10 protein-coding genes are annotated in these 18,051 nt (G+C 41.0%); 4 read left to right on the top strand and 6 right to left on the bottom strand.

Features of this window, described 5'->3' with window-relative positions; all coding sequences use genetic code 11:
• Positions 1-33 precede the first annotated feature (33 nt).
• From NJ959_RS03585 to NJ959_RS03560, 6 genes are all read right to left on the bottom strand, one after another.
• On the bottom strand, positions 34-702 hold the full coding sequence (locus NJ959_RS03585; protein WP_254010378.1) for a cupin domain-containing protein: 669 nt from the start codon (positions 700-702) through the stop codon (positions 34-36).
• On the bottom strand, positions 695-1,303 hold the full coding sequence (locus NJ959_RS03580) for a hypothetical protein (protein ID WP_254010377.1): 609 nt from the start codon (positions 1,301-1,303) through the stop codon (positions 695-697). Before NJ959_RS03580 ends, NJ959_RS03585 begins: the two co-directional genes overlap by 8 nt.
• 27 nt (positions 1,304-1,330) lie before the next feature.
• Positions 1,331-3,616: a Rieske 2Fe-2S domain-containing protein gene (locus NJ959_RS03575; protein WP_254010376.1), complete on the bottom strand. Its 2,286-nt coding sequence runs from the start codon at positions 3,614-3,616 to the stop codon at positions 1,331-1,333.
• A gap of 39 nt (positions 3,617-3,655) precedes the next feature.
• Positions 3,656-4,489, bottom strand: a complete 834-nt coding sequence (locus NJ959_RS03570; protein WP_254010375.1) for a hypothetical protein — start codon at positions 4,487-4,489, stop codon at positions 3,656-3,658.
• A gap of 63 nt (positions 4,490-4,552) precedes the next feature.
• A complete protein-coding gene (locus tag NJ959_RS03565) occupies positions 4,553-13,153 on the bottom strand; it encodes a non-ribosomal peptide synthetase (RefSeq protein WP_254010374.1) in 8,601 nt (2,866 codons plus the stop codon).
• Positions 13,154-13,325: 172 nt separating this feature from the next.
• Positions 13,326-14,126 carry a winged helix-turn-helix domain-containing protein gene (locus NJ959_RS03560; RefSeq protein ID WP_254010373.1) on the bottom strand — a complete coding sequence of 267 codons (801 nt, stop codon included), beginning with the start codon at positions 14,124-14,126 and terminating at the stop codon, positions 13,326-13,328.
• A gap of 463 nt (positions 14,127-14,589) precedes the next feature.
• On the opposite strand from NJ959_RS03560, the gene NJ959_RS03555 reads away from it, so the two are divergent.
• The 4 genes from NJ959_RS03555 (at position 14,590) to NJ959_RS03540 (ending at position 17,846) form a co-directional block, all read left to right on the top strand.
• Complete coding sequence (locus NJ959_RS03555; RefSeq protein WP_254010372.1) at positions 14,590-15,084, top strand: DUF29 domain-containing protein; 495 nt, start codon at positions 14,590-14,592, stop codon at positions 15,082-15,084.
• 141 nt (positions 15,085-15,225) lie between these two features.
• The gene (locus tag NJ959_RS03550; RefSeq protein ID WP_254010371.1) at positions 15,226-15,720 is read left to right on the top strand and encodes a DUF29 domain-containing protein; all 495 of its coding nucleotides are present in this window, start codon (positions 15,226-15,228) and stop codon (positions 15,718-15,720) included.
• A 46-nt stretch (positions 15,721-15,766) separates the two neighbouring features.
• Positions 15,767-16,315: a Uma2 family endonuclease gene (locus NJ959_RS03545; RefSeq protein ID WP_254010370.1), complete on the top strand. Its 549-nt coding sequence runs from the start codon at positions 15,767-15,769 to the stop codon at positions 16,313-16,315.
• A gap of 52 nt (positions 16,316-16,367) precedes the next feature.
• Positions 16,368-17,846: a CoA-acylating methylmalonate-semialdehyde dehydrogenase gene (locus tag NJ959_RS03540; RefSeq protein WP_373693594.1), complete on the top strand. Its 1,479-nt coding sequence runs from the start codon at positions 16,368-16,370 to the stop codon at positions 17,844-17,846.
• Positions 17,847-18,051: the final 205 nt, after the last annotated feature.

Below are 18,051 nucleotides of genomic sequence, written 5' to 3'. Positions count from 1 at the left end.
CCAGCTTAAATCAATTGTCAACTCTACTGTTGCCTATGCCCTTTCCTCGCCAGAGACACGAGGGGGAATTAAAATTTCAATCAAAGATACTGTTTCTGTTGAATAATTATATCCGCCATAGAGAACATTAGGAGGAGTATAGTAAATCTGCCCATATCTTAAAATCTCGTGTTCTTCTCCCACAGTCATAATTAACTCACCATTCACAATTATTCCCATTTGTTCACTCTGGGATTTGTGGATTGGTATTTTTTCTCCTGGAGGAATTTGGGTAATCGCAACTTCAAACCAAGAACCGACGACAGACTGACAAGCTAAACCTGTAGCTTCATCTGAGGTTGGCGATACTTTAAGGAAAGCCTTGTCAGTTTTCCCTGAAGATATTTCGGAAGTTATGACACGCTTGATATCAAATCCCAATGCTGGTTCTGAGAAAGGATTTATCGAACCATGAAGTACATTAGCCGCAGCAACGTAAACCTGATCTAGGGGTTCTAGAAATTCCTTAATCCCGTCGATATTCATTTCCAAGCTACCTGAGAATAACATCCCAATTTGACTTTCAGGGTGTTGGTGTAATTCAAAAGTAGCCCCGGCGGCAACAGAGGCTAATTGCAGGACTGTATCTTCACATTGAAATGCGATTAATTCCACATCTGGATTAACATTAATAATTTGGGGATATGGAAAAAATTTACACATGAACTTCCTCTGATTTTTTCTGAAAAATAGACCAACTCATATGGATTTTTCCATAAGTGGAAATGAACTCTAAATCATAGATTTGAGCCGCTTTCTCATTAGTAATCGCTAGATCAGCTAAACCCTCCTTGACTTGAATTGCGGCATCGCTGGTAGAAAGGGATAAATCTACTTTAATTTCGGACTCGTCTTGGGAATCTGGTAAAAGTTTTGACAGTAGAGGTAGGGGGGCTGGATGGGTAACCAGTCTAGATCCTTTAAAAATTACTGAGCTATTTTTTTTCTTAGCCAATCCATAAATAGGAGTTGGATATGTAAAAATAAATCCTAATTCTAAACTAGGCTCCATGTAAAACTCATTAATCTGATCGTAAGCATGAGGGACTAAAGCCAGATCCACTTGGTTGTGCAGCAAAGCTTCCTTAAGTTCTGGGAAACTATTAAATAACTGAGTTGATATACTTAATTCCTCGGATATCAATTGGCTAACTACATGGATTAAAGCATATTCGCTACTTGTACCACTAGGGCCTAATGTTCCTAAAGTCAAAGTATTTGAGGGAGGGATACGGGGTCTAAATTCAATGTTAAACTTCAGCATGATTTTAGCCAAGGAGTAATTTATTAATTATGGATATCCTAGTAATTGGGACGGTTTCTTTTGGTGGCGAGTAACAGTTAGCTTAGTTTGAATAGCTTCCTGAAATTTCGCCACGTCTAATTCCGCAATGCTGAATACTCCTAACTTATCAAAAAGTCGTGATGAAACGCTATCTTGAGTAATATAGTTAACTCGAATGTCTTCGTGTAAAGATTCCCAAAGCAGTTGAATATTTGCCAGACGAGCGGCTCGAATAGCTTCGGCATTCGGTGAATTTGGATCTACTAAATGACCATAACTGCGCACATGAAAACAACTTTCACGGGGTCCTCTGGGCACTAAGGAAAAAGTTTGGACATGTTCGGGAAATACACTTAAAGAAAAGGGCATTGGCATTTGCTCTTGAGATGCCATTGAGCAGAAGGCTGAATAACACAAAGGTTCTGGTAAGGAGCGATCTCTAGCAGCCACAGCTTGTAGCTGCTTCTCACGCTCCCAATCATGCCGCCCTAGTGCTTTGGCACAATCATAATATTTTCGCTCCACCGGGTTTAATTTTGGTGAAGCTGGATCGCGCATGGGGATAATCATACCGTTGATCCCTTCACAATCACTGGAAACACCAAACCGTCGCGTTAGTCCTTTGTGCATCATAGGGAAGTGGTAGTCTTCCAAAAAGTTTTCCCAAAGTAATTTGTAGTCAACTTCAATATTGATGTCATATCTACCAGGACCGCCAATCAGTTGCATTTCTTCCAGTTTGTAAGGGTCTAATAAACCGGGCTGATACCAAATATCAGCCAGTCTAGGTCCAGACCAACTCAAACGAATAAATACAAACCCGTAAAAAATTTCAATATCAATTGGTTCTAAACCGTAGTCGGGTAAATTGAAGTTAGGACAACTTTTGCGATCGTCTACATCCTTTAGCTTCCCAGCAAATAATTCACCATTTGCTGTCCGGATAGCATAGGCTCGTTCGCCAATAATATCAAGCCAGGTGAAGTTTCCCGGCTGAGGAATTTCATTCATATGGCAAACAAATTGCCATGTTGGTGCGATTAATTTTTCTACTTCTAAGGCAAATAGTTCCGCATCTCCATAGATCCAAATTGGCAAGGCTTGCCTCTTTTCTTCAGATGTATTTGTCGAAACTTCTTTGGGCAATTCCCTGTCAATACTATCAGTTTCTGGATTATCGGTATTCTCCTCAATCATTAAATCATCTGCCACATCTCCATGGCAAATATGATGAAAAATCTCGCGAATTTTTAGTGTTGCCGAACGATCTACAGTGAGGATTGCCTGTTTTAATTCCCGGATCAATGACTCAAGCAATAATTCGCGTTCACCAAGTGTGGGCGTAGCACAATCGCCTGTGTTCTCGGCACTGACTAAATTACTTGACTCAAGTACCTCTAGACGGGAAATTTTTCTGCGGTGGGCAATCCTAGCCACTAGGTATTTAATTTCCTCCGCTAAATAGCCAATTCTTAGCGAGAGGCGGATTTCATCTGGCAGTGATGCCGTTTCCCCTTCTATATAGCCGGGACTAACGGCTTGGAGAAGATTGGCAATCTCTACTCCAACATTCTCAGGAGTTTGCTGTTGTAATGCGACGCTGGGTATTTTAGTATCAGTTGTACTATTTGCCAATAAATTGACAAAAACGCCCTCCCCATCAACCTTAATTTCTAACTCTTGCAGGCTGTAATTTTTCAGATCAAAATCATCACCAAATTCTCCTCTGTTTGCCCCAGGGGCATTCAGACATTGACCACTTACACCAAATGCCCAGCCATGGTATGGACAAAGAACAGATTTGTCGGCTTCAATACAACCATGACCTTCAAAAACTGGTGATTGGCGGTGCGGACAGACGTTGAGAAATGAGCGAATTTTTCCGTCTACTTGGCGCACTACCACCAGAGGTTCCTGAAAAATCTGAACAGTAATAAAATCTCCTGGTTTAGGAATTTCTGTTGTCTGACAAACAAAGTACCAGTTTTTTGCCAACTCTGATGGGGCAACTACAACTGAACGAATTATTTTGGCAGCCAAGTATTTTTGTACGCCACTGTAATTAACTTCTGTTTTGTTAATCTGGTTATATTCTGCTACTGCACTAGCTAAATCTTGATGGGCTTTTTCAATAGCTGGAGATCCCTTTTCCTGCAACAAATTCTTTACAAAAATATGCCATGAACCTTGGGACTCCTTAGCAAGCTTGCTGGCCGTAACCATCAAGCAATATTGTTGCTGTCCTATTTCCAAGAAAAGCTGGATTAATTCATTTTGTTTGATTTTGGTCATCGATAACTTTTATTTCCTATACTGCTGGTCTAAACTCTACTAACTCTCTAAAACTGGTTCAGGAATCGCGGGTACTGGGTGATCGAGACGATAAGCATTCCACGCTTTACTAAACCTGGCTTTTCTCGCCTCAGAAAGTTGGTCTAGTTGCTGATGAAATAGATGTTCGTAGTAGTGCAAATCTTGCTTGAGATAGTAGGGGGCTTTTTCTCCATACACTTTGACAAACATGCGATAAGTGTTGTAATGATTAGTTTCTACATCTTCTTGGTAAGACATTAAATCGTCTTCCATATCATTTAGCACTTCCATCGGCCACATCAAACTTAACTCTTCGTTCAACTCTTCCTGGGTGTAATTTAACCCCAACATTTTGAGTAGCGTACAATGGAGAACGCGATAGTCAGAAGATCGTAACTCAGCCGCCTGGGTAATCAGTGAATGGGTTATATGGGTAGTCATTAATAATTGACTCTCTAATTCAAAGTATTCACCTAACTTGTTTAAGTGGGATTCTACTTTAAAGTGTCGCAGATTATGTTCGTCTAGAACCGACAATATGATCTTTTTCTTGGCTTCCCAAGGAGACGATTGATTTGCTCTATACCCGTTACTTTGAATCTGCTCCACTTCTTCATCTGTTTCATAAACTAGAGCTTCAATAAAACCCAGGATGGGAGAAAACTTGAAAAAGTCCTGCATGGAGAGATTATACAATGGGAAATAGTAAAGGACAAACTCCCTTAATACTCGACAAGATCTGTACATACTGTGACAGGAAATGCAAGATATTTTAGAAGCCTGTTGCTTAACTCGACTATCAGGATCGAACAAGTTAACTACAGATTTAGAGGGGTTTTTCAAAGCTGACATGACTGGTATTCCTTTTTATCTGAATTGGTGAAATTATGATTTGATCGTTGGCAAGTAATCCTGTTATTCTAGTTCCGCCAGAAGCTCATCTAATTCTGCCTGATTCATTTCCACTTCAAAATCGGAAGGAGTATATCCACCAGCTTCTGATGATAAGCAGTGAGAGATGAGTACATCCAAAGCGTTGATATAAGCATTAGTCAAACCCTCAATTGCACTTTGTTGATGAATGTTGTGGCTATACTTCCACTCCATTTGCAACCTGCCATCAACAACTAAGCCATTTACACTTAATAAATGATGCCGCTGTCCTCTGGGACTGTGGATGTCACCGCTGGACTCTTGGGCATATTTCCATCCCAATCCAGCTAACTCGGTTTGGTCAAATTGACCTAAGTAGTTAAAGCTTACCTGGGCTTGGGGCATTGCTTGCAGTTGCTGGCGGCTATTTATATCCGGGCTGAGGTAGCGCAGGATACCATGACCGATACCGCGCTGCGGGATACGCCGCAGTTGCTCTTTAATTGATTTGAGGGCATCTCCGGGATGGTTAATTCCTTCAAGTTTTAACAGCACGGGGAATATACTGGTAAACCAGCCTACAGTGCGCGATAAATCTAGATCCTCAAACAGGTCTTCCCGTCCATGACCTTCTAGGTCAATCAGTAGGGATGGAGAACCTGTCCAAGCTTGAAAACTCTGCACTAATGCGGTCAGGAGGACATCGTTAATTTGAGTGTTGTAGACTTCCGGAACTTCTTGCAATAGAAGGCGAGTCTGTTGGGCACTCAAAGATAGCGATATAGTTCCACAGGATGATACGGTGTTGGACTCTGTGATACCTTGATTATTCACTGGTAGAACAATAACATGAGATGGGAATGATGGCACCCAGTAATTTAACTCAGAGTGAATTTTTTGTCCTTTAGCGTAATCGGTGAGTCGCTGCGCCCAATCTTTGAAGGAAGTTGTTTTCGTCGGGAGTTGGATGGGTTCCCCACGGTTTAATTGTTGGTAGGCCTCAGCGAGGTCTGCTAATAAAATCCGCCAAGACACTCCATCCACTGCTAAGTGATGAATCACTATCAGCAAACGTCCGGAGGCCGCCTTACCTAACTTGAAGAGAACCACCTGGATTAATGGTCCTTGTGCAAGGTGCAGCGCCCTTTGTTGTTCGTTGGCCTTTTCCTCAATTGTCTTTAACTGTTGTGCTTGGGGAAAGTCTGATAAATCAATGACCTGGAAAGGCACAATCTCCCATTCATCGCTATTAATTTGCTGCCAATTACCATTTTTCTGCACAAACCGCAAGCGTAAGGCATCGTGATGGTAAAGCAATTTTTGCACTGCCTGCTGTAATAAATCTGGCTTAATCTCCGCTGGGACTTCCAGCAACACAGCTTGGTTAAAGTGATGAGGTTCGGGGGAATTCTGTGCAAAAAACCAATGCTGAATCGGTGTTAGAGGTATTTCTCCTGTTACTAACCCTTGTTCTGCTTGGACAGTTAGAATTGTGCCAGCAACAGCAGCTAATTCAGCAATAGTTTGGTGTCCAAATAGTTGTTTGGGAGTGAGTTTGAGTCCAGCTTGATTGGCGCGGGCAATAATTTGGATGGCAATAATGGAATCTCCACCCAATGCAAAAAAGTTGTCGGAGATGCCAACTTGTTTTAGCCCCAAAACATCTTGCCATATCTGGACTAATATCTCTTCACTGGGCGTGCGAGGAGAGAGGTAATTATTGGCATCATCAAGCTCAATTTCTGGTACAGGTAAGGCGCGACGGTCCACTTTGCCATTGGGGGTAATCGGGAGAGCATCTAAGATAGTAAAGGATGCTGGTACCATGTAGTCAGGCAGCTTTTCCTTGAGAAATTGACGCAGTGTGTTAGCCGTGGGCTGGGGCTGTTCTGGGACAATGTAAGCTGCTAATCTTTTAATACCCGGTCGATCTTCCCTCGCCAGAACCACAACACGGCGCACCTGGGGATGTTGTTTTAAGACTGCGGCAATTTCTTCTAGTTCAATGCGGAAACCGCGAATTTTCACCTGATTGTCAATGCGACCAATAAACTCGATATTACCGTCTGGTAGGTAACGAACTAAGTCTCCTGTCTTGTATAAGCGTTGGCTAGAAGCGAGACAGTGTTGGATAAACTTTTCTTCAGTTAAATCAGGACGGTTGAGATAACCTTTAGCTAAACCATCACCTGCGATACATAGTTCCCCTGGAACACCGATAGGTACTGGTTGGAGATGACTGTTGAGAATATAAATTCTTGTATTAGCAATGGGACGACCAATAGGCAGATTTGTTGCTGTTTCTGGGACTTCCTGCACCAAGTACCAGGATGAGAAAGTGGTACTTTCTGTTGGCCCGTAAACATGAAGCAACCGCCGAGGTGGTCCTTGTTGTAGCAATGTTCTCACCCAAGAGAGGTCAACGGCTTCGCCTCCAAATAGCAAGATTTCCAGGGTTTGGAAAATTCCAGGCACTTGACTAACCAACTCGTTAAATAAGGCTGTGGTGACGAACAAAACATTAATCTGTTTTTGCCGCAGTTGGATAACAAGTTCTGATGGTGAAAGAAGTACCTCTTTACTGATGCCTACTAGCTTGCCTCCATTAAGCAAGGCTCCCCAAATTTCAAATGTAGCAGCATCAAAAGCAGGATTGGAAGCTTGAGCGATGGAGTGATTCGGTGTCAATTTTACATAGTCAGTATTGCACACTAGCCGATTTACAGCCTGATGAGTAACAGCGACACCTTTAGGTTGACCTGTAGAACCAGAGGTATAAATTACATAAGCCAGATGATTAGCTTCAGACTCACTAATGGTTTTTTCCTGGCTATAGTTGCTAATTAACTGCCAGTCAGTATCTAAAATCACTACTCTAGCTTGAGTTTTAGGCAAATGGGCTACCAATTTCTCTTGAGTTAGCAACACTGACACCCCCGCATCTTGCAACATATAAGCCAATCGTTCAGGGGGATAGTCAGAGTCTAACGGCACATAAGCGCCACCTGCTTTAAGAATTGCTAAAAATCCTACTATCATTAAAAGCGATCGCTCTACACAAATCCCCACTAAAGTTTCTGTTGTTACTCCCAAACTTTGTAGATAGTGTGCTAACTGATTCGCCTGTCCATTTAACTCGCCATAGGTGAGAGATTCGTTCTCGTAAACAACCGCCACTGCATCTGGTGTTTTTTCTACCTGTTCTTCAAACAATTCATGGATAGATTTATTGTCAGGATAGGGGCGTTTTGTATCATTCCATGTCACCAGTAACTGATGTCGTTCCTGTTCAGTCAGTAATGGTAATTCACCGACTAAATGTTCAGGATTCGCCACAATTCCTGCCAATAATGTCTGGAAATGACCCGTCATTCTGGCAATTCTGTCCCGATCAAATAGGTCGCTATTATATTGCCAGAAGCCTTCTAGAGCAGTTCCTTTGTCTGTTTTTACTTGCCACAATTGTAAGGCAATGTCAAACTTAGCGTTAACGTTTTCCAGGAACATCTCATCAATGGTCAAACCAGTTATTTCTATTTGTGATATTGGCGTATTCTGCAAGGCAAGCACGACTTGGAAAAGAGGAGTATGGCTGAGATTGCGCTCTAACTGCAAGCCTTCTACCACTTGTTCAAAAGGAACATCCTGGTTAGTATAAGCTTTGAGAGAATAGGCACGGACTTGTTGGAGTAGTTGGGCAAAACTGGGATTTCCTGCTAAACGAGTTCGCAAGACTAAAGTATTGACAAAAAAACCAATTAATGGTTCGATTTCTTGGTGATTGCGGTTGGCAATCGGCGTACCCACGAGAACATCTTCTTCCCCACTGTAACGATAGAGTAAAATTGCCAAAGCCGCCTGCAAAGTCATAAACAAAGTAACATCTGACTTTTGGCTGATAAGGTTAAGTTTTTCTGTCAGTTGTTCATCAATTTGGCAAGGAAAACAGCGACCTTTGAAGGTTTGCACTGGCGGACGGGGACGATCTGTGGGAAGTTCTAATAAAGGGGGCGCATCTGCTAATTCTTCCTTCCAGTAGTTAATCTGGTTTTGTAGTAATTCCCCTTGCAACCACTGTCGCTGCCATAGAGTAAAGTCTACATACTGAATCGGTAATTCAGTTAAAGTAGAAATAGAACCAGACAAAAACCCTTGATATAAGCGAAATAACTCCTCAATAAACACTCCCAGAGACCAACCATCAGAGATGATATGGTGCATCGTCAAAAGGAGGACATGGGATTCTTGTCCCAATTGCACTACAGTAACTCGTAATAACAAATCTTGGCTAATATCAAAAGGTTGTAATTGCTGCTGAGTTGCTACCTGTTGTAACTGTTCCGATTGTTGGGTTTCTGATAATTTTTGCAAGTCTACCACAGCCAACTCCATAGTTCCCTTGGCAGCAATAACCTGCATTGGTGTTCCGTCTACCATTGTGAAAGTAGTGCGGAGGCTTTCTTGACGACGGATAATTTCGTTGAGACTCCGTTGGAGAATTGCTATATTCAGGCTACCATTTAGACGGACAGCTTTGAACATATTATAGAAGGGGCTTTCCGGTTCCAATTGTGCCAAAACCCATAGCCGTTGTTGGGCAAAAGAAAGGGGAAATTTATCTTCAGTTTTCCGCTCAATTTTGGTAATTTCACCAGCTTTATGGCTGGGTTGATTTTCCTGTCTTTGGTATCCCAATTCTCCTGCTATCTGCCAAGTTATATCCCCCAGAAAGTCAATCGTATAATATTTTTTCCATGTATCTGCGGTTTGAGCTTCAATTCCCTGGTATTGGTTAAACTTAATATCCCCCAACATTTTCGAGTGAGTATAGACAGGATCAGTCATGCGCTGCTGCTTCTCTTGGTAGGGTTGCAGCATATCGGGATAGAAGTCTATACCCAGGAATTCACAAATGCCCTCAACAGAATTTCTGGGTTGCTTGACTAAATCTTCAAACTTAATTGTATATTGGCGTTCAGGGGGAATATCATGCAAGAAATTGAGGATGTTTTCCTGACAAACCAACCAAATTAGCTCACCTACTTCTTGTCTAGAGAAAGAATTTTCGTAGGGGAAGAAGATTTGTTCTAATCTCGCTTCTTCAAAGGATCGCAACATGCCGTAGGGGTGACGCTGCAAGTGAATGTAAAGCGGGTTATCAAAGTCTATTTCCGCACGCTTGAGTATTTCTAAATCCAAAGCATAGGAAGGAGTTTTATCCACCAACCTTCTATCTCCTAGCCACTTTTGGATTTGGTAATAGCACTGCTTAGTAGTCAAATTTTGACTCTCTAAGTCCGCCATTAATGCAGTGGCTTCATCAGGATTGCATCCCTTAATTTCCATGATAGCCCGGATAGTGCCTTCTAGTCTAAAGCCATAGCGTTCAGCAAAACCAGCCTTTCTTTCTGCCAGGGTATTGAAAGATAGCAATTCTAATTCAGGAGGGGCAAATAACTGCGGATGTCCACCTAAAATTACCCGTAGCAAAGTAGAACCGCTACGGGGTGGAGAAAGGACGAAGATAGCTGGTGGATTTTTGCCACTATGGTCAATATGGGGAGCTAAGGAAGGTATAATTTCCCGCAGTTGCAAGACTTTAGCCGAATTAATCCGTTCTCGCGGTCCAATACTGGTGGAGGTAATTTCCTGACCCAGTATTTTGGCGATCGCTTGGGGATAGTCATGTTCTAAGTACCTGGCAAATTCAGCAACTGTTTTGCTATCAAAAAGGGCAACAAAGTGAATAATTTCGTTTAATTGCGCCTGAAGCTTATTTATCAAAATAGCACCACGAATAGAATCGCCGCCTAACTCAAAAAAGTTATCATAGATTCCTACTTTCTCTAATCTGAGAACTTCCGCAAACAACCTGGCGATAAATTCTTCCAAAGGTGTGCGTGGCGCGACAAAATTGGTGGCTAACTCAGGACGTTGACGTTGTTTTTTTGCTAAAATCTCCTTGAGGATGAGTTCTGGAGTGTAAAGCTGGTTCCCAATAGTTTCAAACAACCCTGCTGAGGCGGTTAAAGCACTAAAATGAACCTCTGGCTTCTGTGATTCTGTTGTCGTGATTATGGTTTGCTGATTGTTGGGTTTAAAGGTTAAGTCAGCCACCATCACAACCGGAAACTGAAACAGCAAGCCGTCATTTAATTCTTGTTTATATTCTCTCCCAACAGTTTCCACAAAATCTAAAGCAGGTTGATTCTTTTTGCTGGTTTGATAAAGAAGCTCAACTCGGCTTAATCCCCTTTCCCTTGCCATATTTCCCAGATAAGCCAGCATCCGATGTTCTACACCTCGACCCAGTACCCGACAACTGAGTAAAAATGTATCAACCCTCAAGGCTTGATCGTCAGATGTAAATAACAGCAAACCCACCAAACCATAATCGCCAAAACGGTCTTTAACTTTGACCACACGACATTCTAAATTACCGAATTCACAAAGTTGTTGAATCTCGCTTTCAGACCGCCGTATGGTCGTAAAATTAAATTGGTTAGTGCGCTGGGTAAGTTGACTAACCCGTGGTAATTCTTCGGATTCCATTGGGTTAATTTTAATATCTAAGCCCAATCCTGCCAGGAAATCGGCAAAGGTTAATGTCTCGTGACGCAACCTTTCCCGCTGCACATTTTGCTGATAAAGTTCGGTACGTTTTTGATCTTCTTTGGTTACTGTTAGCTGGTCAAATGCCCAGATATGTTTGATAAATAGAGGAATATGATTGATATCTTGCGGAAGTTGGAGGGTTAGCACTTCTGGACAATTCGCCCTTACCTCCATACATTCCACTGGATTATCATCAATAAAGATAAAGCTATCTAAACCCAGTTGTAGTTCCGATGCTAAGGATTTTATATTTTCTGATTTAGCTGCCCAGTTAATCCGCCAGCTAACCAAATGATGGCGTTGCAGAGGCATATTTTGATAGTGTGAAAAGACAGCAAAAACATCCTCTTCATTATTTTTGCTGCAAAGACAGATAAGTTTTCCCGCCTGTTGTTGAGAGATGATAAACTCTTGCAAAGCTTGGCGAGGGGGATCTATTTCTACTCCAGTAACTCCATCTTCTCCGCAAACTCCCTGCCATAAAGTACGATCGCAGTCGAGGACAATTACCTTATAAGGATTACTTTTGATAGCATGAATTTTCCGCGCTATCATTGTACCCAAAGCACTGAAAAATGTAGGTGTATAGGGGATGTGACCAAACTCATCTCCATAAGGATCGTAGTAATCCGTCACTGGATATATCGCCGCCAATTCTGTACTAGTTACTAAATATATGTTATTAATTCCATCCAGATAGGAAGCTAACAAGTCTTCCATTCTTTGATAGAAAATGCGATCGCTTGTGGGTGCTGCTGGACAAATACAAACTAAGTGCGGTATGCTTGAACGTTGAGTAGATGTTTTGAGGGCTATGCCCAACTCCTGTACATTCTGCTCAATTTGTGCTACATTTTTTACGGCTTCTGACTGGGCTAATTTTTGTTTGTGTTCTGGGCGAGTTGCATATATATTGTACAAACCAGATCCCTGGAGAAAACTCACATCATCGACTACAAATTCAAACCCTTTGGCTGTTAGTATATTTGTCACCTCATTGAGGGTACTGCCTCCTTGATCGTGTACCTCCATGACTATTTGTTTGATTCTCGACCAGTGATCTTCTGCTATGCCTCGGAGGATTGCCAATTCACTTTTTTCTGCATCCAGTTTCAGTAAATCAATTTGTTGAATATTCTTCTCTTCTATTATTCCTGAAAGATTGCGTAATTTTGCCGTATAGGTATTTTTTTCTAGTCTACCAGAGAGGAATTCATCAGCTAAAGTATTTAAGGCTGCTTCCTCAAGGGAATTATCCCGTTGCAGCATATTGATGATGATCGATCGTAAAGCCTTTTCATCGTCCTGACTGTCAGCCGCGAAACTTGAAAAAACTGACGATTTTGGATAGAAAGTAAAGGTCTCTTCTTTGTCTTCAGCACCTAATCCACAATTGAAAACAGTAGCATTAGGGCAATAAAGCTTGGCGTTAGTTTCTAATTTCCTAAAAACGTGATGGGCTGGCTCAAAGGCATATACAGAAGCTTGGGGACATTTTTGTTGGACAAATAGAGTAAATAAACCAATATTAGCCCCAATATCAATAACACAATCCCCATCATTCAGGATAATTCCCTGCTTTAAATAAACTTGTTCTATAAAAATTTCTTGATATAAATATTTAGTTTCATACTCGTGAAGATGCGCGATTTCTAATCCATTCGGCAAGGTATAACACGATTGATTAACAAGGAGATGTTTTTGCTTAGATATATCCAGATCTACTTCTAGGTTTTTCTGGTCTCTCTCCCAATCCTCAAACCTGACTAAAACAACATTCGCTCCCTCTTGATTCCTGGCAAATAGGCTGGCTGGATTCAGCAATTCTTGGAATATTTGGTTATAGGGAGCAAGCTTTATTTTGGAGGTAATATTTAATTTTTGTAACCAAAAAGATAGAGAATCTTCTATTGGTTCGCTGGTAAATGTAGCGGCGATTGCCATTTGTTGGATTTTTTGGGGTTCTGCCCCCCGATCTTCTACTTCGTTTTCATTTGTATTGACGGATAAATTCATCTTAAGTTTCATTTGTATCTTCAGAATTTTCGATTATACCACACTCTGTAGCATAAATGCTCCGATGACAAAAATATTTTTCTAAATGGACAAATAGGGAGGGATATTGACACTCCCCGTTCTCCCATAGCGGAACTTAGATCCCACATTCCGTACTTCAATTTGTAATGTGTCAAGTAGTAGGTCAATCTTGGGTAGCAATGGGATCATCCATCCTTCCTTCATTATCGCGGTATTCTAATAACAAATAAGTTTCATTTTCCCGCTGTACGAATCTTTGTTTATAAATCATATATTCAGAAGCATTCTCAAAGAATATGAATAATAGTTTTTTTTCCAATTTATCGGGATCTTGAGACTTATCGTTAACCACATGAAAATTGATATATTCTGGCCTGTTAGGATTAGACGCTCTTGCTATTCCTTTAAGTTCAAAACTTTCATACTCTTTGGTAATGACTTTTAGTAAAATATCTTCAATTCCGATAAATTCAGGGAACCCCTCTTGTAATGGCATCCCAATTTTGATAAATTCTGGATAATCAGAATAATTGACAACTCCTTCTGATAGATTCTGAATAATCCAATTTTGATCGATGGCAAGATATTCTATTGATTGAGATGCTAAAAAATTTTTTATAACATAGGCGGGAGGCAATTTAGCAGATTGGCTCTGTTTATTTATATTTAAGTTTTTCAATCGATAGCCAATCCCATGAACGGTTTCAATGATATCATCCTCGCAGTTTGCATCTCTTAATGCTTTTCTCAATCCTTTGATATGCGCTCTCAAATTCCCTGGAGTAGGTGTCCGCTCTAAATCCCAAATATTGCCTGCTATCACATCGTAGGTTAATACATGATTAGGGTATTCTAAAAACAATTTTAACAAACAATATTGTTTGTGATTTAGATCGACAGGGGTGTCATCGTAAGTCACAATATGTGACTCTATGTCAATAGTAAGCTTATCGTAGACTAACATCTCTCTGTGTTCCTGTTAAAGTGCTATGCTCTCTCTTAAAATTCAAACCCTTTTGAGGATATTTGACTTTTGAGGATAGTTGAGAAGCATTTCACAAATTTTTCATACAACTATTCTAGACTAGCAGATATCAACAAAATATAGCTAACTAAGATGGTAAATTTTTTGTTTCTTTTCATTAATGTGACATTTCTTTTTTTAAGATAGCACTCAAAAAATACTAATTTTTATCGCCGAGATCGCGAAACGAGTAAAGCGCTATGCCTGGTGCAAGTTAAGCCATCGCAGATTGAATCAAACTTGAGGAAAATAAATAAATAAACCTCAACCATAATTTATATACTGCTTCTCAGTTAAATACAAAGTACAGTGTACAGGGATAGGAGAAGAAGGAGAAAGGGGAGCTATCTTTCATCCTGTTAGGAGAAGCGCTATAATAATTATTATTGCGTGGAATGGAGTCATGAATACAGAGCAATTGAGTGAAACATCTCAGACAAGTTTAACTCTATATGAAAAAGATTTCTATGCTTGGACACAAGAACAAGCAAAATTACTGCAAGATGGGATATGGGATAGTCTAGATATTGTCAATCTGGTTGAGGAAATTGAATCCTTGGGAAAACAACAACGGCAGGAATTAAGGAATCGCTTAGGTATTTTACTAGGTCATCTACTTAAATGGGAGTTTCAACCTAATAAGCGCTCGAAAAGCTGGTTTGTGACGTTACGAGAACAACGTCGTAGGATTCTTCAACTCCTCAAGGAAAATCCTAGCTTAAAACCCTATCTTCCTGAAGCGTTACAGGAAGCATATCAAGATGCTATAGATTTAGCTGTACGGGAAACACCCCTGAAAGATCGAGACTTTCCACCTGAGTGTCTCTACAGTCTAGAAGAAATTCTGGATAGTGCTTTTTTCCCAGGACAACCTGTTGAATCAGATCGAGATTGGTGATAATTATATAGCAACCGCGCACTAGTGTAAGCTGCTGTGCATCTAAATTGGATATTTACATTTTTGAAAGGGTTTTTGGTGTGGAGTGATGAAAATTAAATGCGTGATAGCTTATTTACAAATTCGAGATGGAATAGAATCATGAATACAGAGCAATTGAGCGAAACATCTCAGACAAGCTTAACTCTATATGAAAAAGATTTCTATGCTTGGACACAAGAACAAGCAAAACTATTGCAAGATGGAGTATGGGATAGTCTAGATATTGTCAATCTGGTTGAGGAAATTGAATCCTTGGGCAAGCAACAACGGCAAGAATTAAGGAATCGTCTAGGTATTTTACTAGGTCATCTACTAAAATGGGAGTTTCAACCTAATAAGCGCTCGAAAAGTTGGTTTGTGACGCTACGAGAACAACGTCGCGAGATCCGCTATATCTTAGAGCAAAATACTAGCTTAAAACCCTATCTTCCGGAAGCTTTACAGAAAGCTTACCAGTCTGGAATAGACTTAGTTGTCAGGGAAACACCCCTAAAAGATAGAGACTTGCCACCTGAGTGTCTCTATAGTCTAGAAGAAATTCTGGATAGTGCTTTTTTCCCTGGACAACCTGTAGAATCAGATCGAGATTGGTGATAAATAAACAAATATACTTTAATGAATAAAAGGAGAATCAAAGGCAATGTTAACTACTACAATTATTTCAAATAACTCGGAACTTATCTCTCTAGAAGAATGGCTAGAAAATCCTCCAGTTGCTACAGAATGGGTAGAGGGTAAACTACTAGAGAAAAATGGCATGACGCTAAAGCATAGTCGGATTCAATCCAGACTCTCTTTTTCCTGGAGAAGTTACATCAACTCCAACACAGAAGGTGGTGAAGTTTACACAGATGTACCTTGTCGCACTAATAAACAAGGTCGTTCTCCTGATGTTGCCTATCTTACCCCAGAATTAGTTGCTCAATATGGTAATGAAAAAGTATTACCTCAGAGTTTTCCCTTGAGTGCGGAGATTATTTTACCCACAGATTTAGCTGAAGATGTTATTGCCAAAGCAGCAGAATATTTGGCATCTGGCGGTGAAGAAGTTTGGTTAATATTTCCTGAAAATCGCTGGATTATTATTGTCACTCAAAATCAAAGAATTGTATTCGTGTCTGGTGAAGTTGTTTCCACCCAAACCGTATTACCTGGTTTTAGTATCGCCGTTGATGACTTATTAGCTTAAGATTGAACTAGATCTTATTCTCTCTCACCTCTAACCTCTTTATACCATCGTGGTGCATCTGAAAACTCCCTTACTCAACTACATTAACGGAAAGTGGTGTCCTTCCCAAGCAACCGAATTGCTTGATGTGGTAAATCCTGCTACCGCCCAATCCCTTACCCAAGTGCCTTTATCCCTAAAAAGTGATGTGGATGCTGCTGCGGTTGCTGCTGCTGCTGCTTTCACTAGTTGGCGCACTACTCCACCCACTGCACGGGTGCAATATCTCTTCAAACTAAAATACTTACTTGAAGAAAATTTAGATGAATTATCCCGCACGATTACGATGGAATGCGGGAAAACATTTGCGGAATCGAAAGCTGAATTAGAAAGGGCAATTGAGAATGTGGAAGTTGCCTGTGGTATTCCAATGTTAATGCAGGGTTATAACTTAGAAGATATTGCCCGTGGCATCGATGAAATTATGATTCGCCAACCCGTAGGTGTGACTGCGATTATTGCCCCATTTAATTTTCCTGGGATGATTCCCTTTTGGTTTTTACCTTATGCTATTGCCTGCGGGAATACTTCCATTATTAAACCTTCGGAAAAAGTCCCCCTCACCATGGCAAAGATATTTCAATTATTAGAAGCCACGGGATTGCCTCAAGGTGTAGTAAATTTAGTACATGGGGCAAAAGAGGTAGTGGATGCTATTTTAGAACACCCTACTATTCGAGCGATTAGTTTTGTCGGCTCTTCACCTATCGCCCACTATGTATATAGTAAAGGAGCAGCTTATGGTAAGCGAATGCAGTGTCAAGGTGGAGCGAAAAATCCCTTAATTGTCTTGCCAGATGCCGATATGGAAATGACAACTAGAATTGCCGCTGATAGCGCTTTTGGTTGTGCGGGGCAACGTTGTTTAGCCGCCTCTCTTGCAGTGACAGTGGGGGAAGCACGTCATAGTTTCACAAATGCGATTGCTTCTTCTGCCCAAAATAGAATTGTGGGTTATGGTTTAGATTCAGGTGTAGAAATGGGTCCAGTTATTACTCCTGAAAGTAAATACCGAATTGAAGGTTTAATTGCACAAGGTATAGATGAAGGAGCAAAATTATTAATCGATGGACGAAATACTAAGATTTCCGGTTACGAAGAGGGGAACTTTATTCGCCCAACGATTCTGGAAAACGTAAATCCTAATAGTATTGTTGCTCAGACGGAAATTTTTGGTCCTGTATTAAGTTTAATGCACCTGGACACGATTGAAGATGCGATCGCACTCGTGAATAGTGGTAAATGGGGTAACATGGCATGTCTATTTACCAGGAGTGGTGCAGCAGCGCGGCAGTTTCGTTATGAGGCAGAAGCAGGTAATATTGGGATTAATATTGGGGTAGCTGCACCCATGGCATTTTTTCCTTTTAGTGGCTGGAAAGATAGTTTTTACGGAGATTTACATGGACAAGGAAGAGATGCAGTAGAGTTTTTTACCCAGACTAAAGTGGTGGTTGAAAGGTGGCCTAAAGATTGGTCCCGTCAGTTTTAATACCCCAATCGCTTTGGCGGTTGAAACCGCGTCTACACAAACGAAACCCGCCTGCGCGGGTTAGTCAATAACCGACTTTTAGTCTGCGGAGGCAGACTTTGTTTGTCTAGCTGCGATTTCCAATCGCTTTGGCGGTTGAAACCGCGATTTCCAATCGCTTTGGCGGTTGAAACCGCGTCTACACAAACGAAACCCGCCTGCGCGG

It is taken from the genome of Limnofasciculus baicalensis BBK-W-15 (assembly GCF_024178385.1).
Lineage (GTDB): Bacteria > Cyanobacteriota > Cyanobacteriia > Cyanobacteriales > Coleofasciculaceae > Limnofasciculus > Limnofasciculus baicalensis.
This window is presented reverse-complemented; position numbering and strand designations above follow the sequence as displayed.

What these genes read in the sequence shown, in the direction of transcription:
- NJ959_RS03580 (WP_254010377.1), bottom strand. Translation starts at nt 1,303, where the DNA reads ATGCTGAAGTTTAACATTGAATTTAGACCCCGTATCCCTCCCTCAAAT.
- NJ959_RS03545 (WP_254010370.1), top strand. Translation starts at nt 15,767, where the DNA reads ATGTTAACTACTACAATTATTTCAAATAACTCGGAACTTATCTCTCTA.
- NJ959_RS03565 (WP_254010374.1), bottom strand. Translation starts at nt 13,153, where the DNA reads ATGAAACTTAAGATGAATTTATCCGTCAATACAAATGAAAACGAAGTA.
- NJ959_RS03555 (WP_254010372.1), top strand. Translation starts at nt 14,590, where the DNA reads ATGAATACAGAGCAATTGAGTGAAACATCTCAGACAAGTTTAACTCTA.
- NJ959_RS03585 (WP_254010378.1), bottom strand. Translation starts at nt 702, where the DNA reads ATGTGTAAATTTTTTCCATATCCCCAAATTATTAATGTTAATCCAGAT.
- NJ959_RS03570 (WP_254010375.1), bottom strand. Translation starts at nt 4,489, where the DNA reads ATGTCAGCTTTGAAAAACCCCTCTAAATCTGTAGTTAACTTGTTCGAT.
- NJ959_RS03560 (WP_254010373.1), bottom strand. Translation starts at nt 14,126, where the DNA reads ATGTTAGTCTACGATAAGCTTACTATTGACATAGAGTCACATATTGTG.
- NJ959_RS03575 (WP_254010376.1), bottom strand. Translation starts at nt 3,616, where the DNA reads ATGACCAAAATCAAACAAAATGAATTAATCCAGCTTTTCTTGGAAATA.
- NJ959_RS03550 (WP_254010371.1), top strand. Translation starts at nt 15,226, where the DNA reads ATGAATACAGAGCAATTGAGCGAAACATCTCAGACAAGCTTAACTCTA.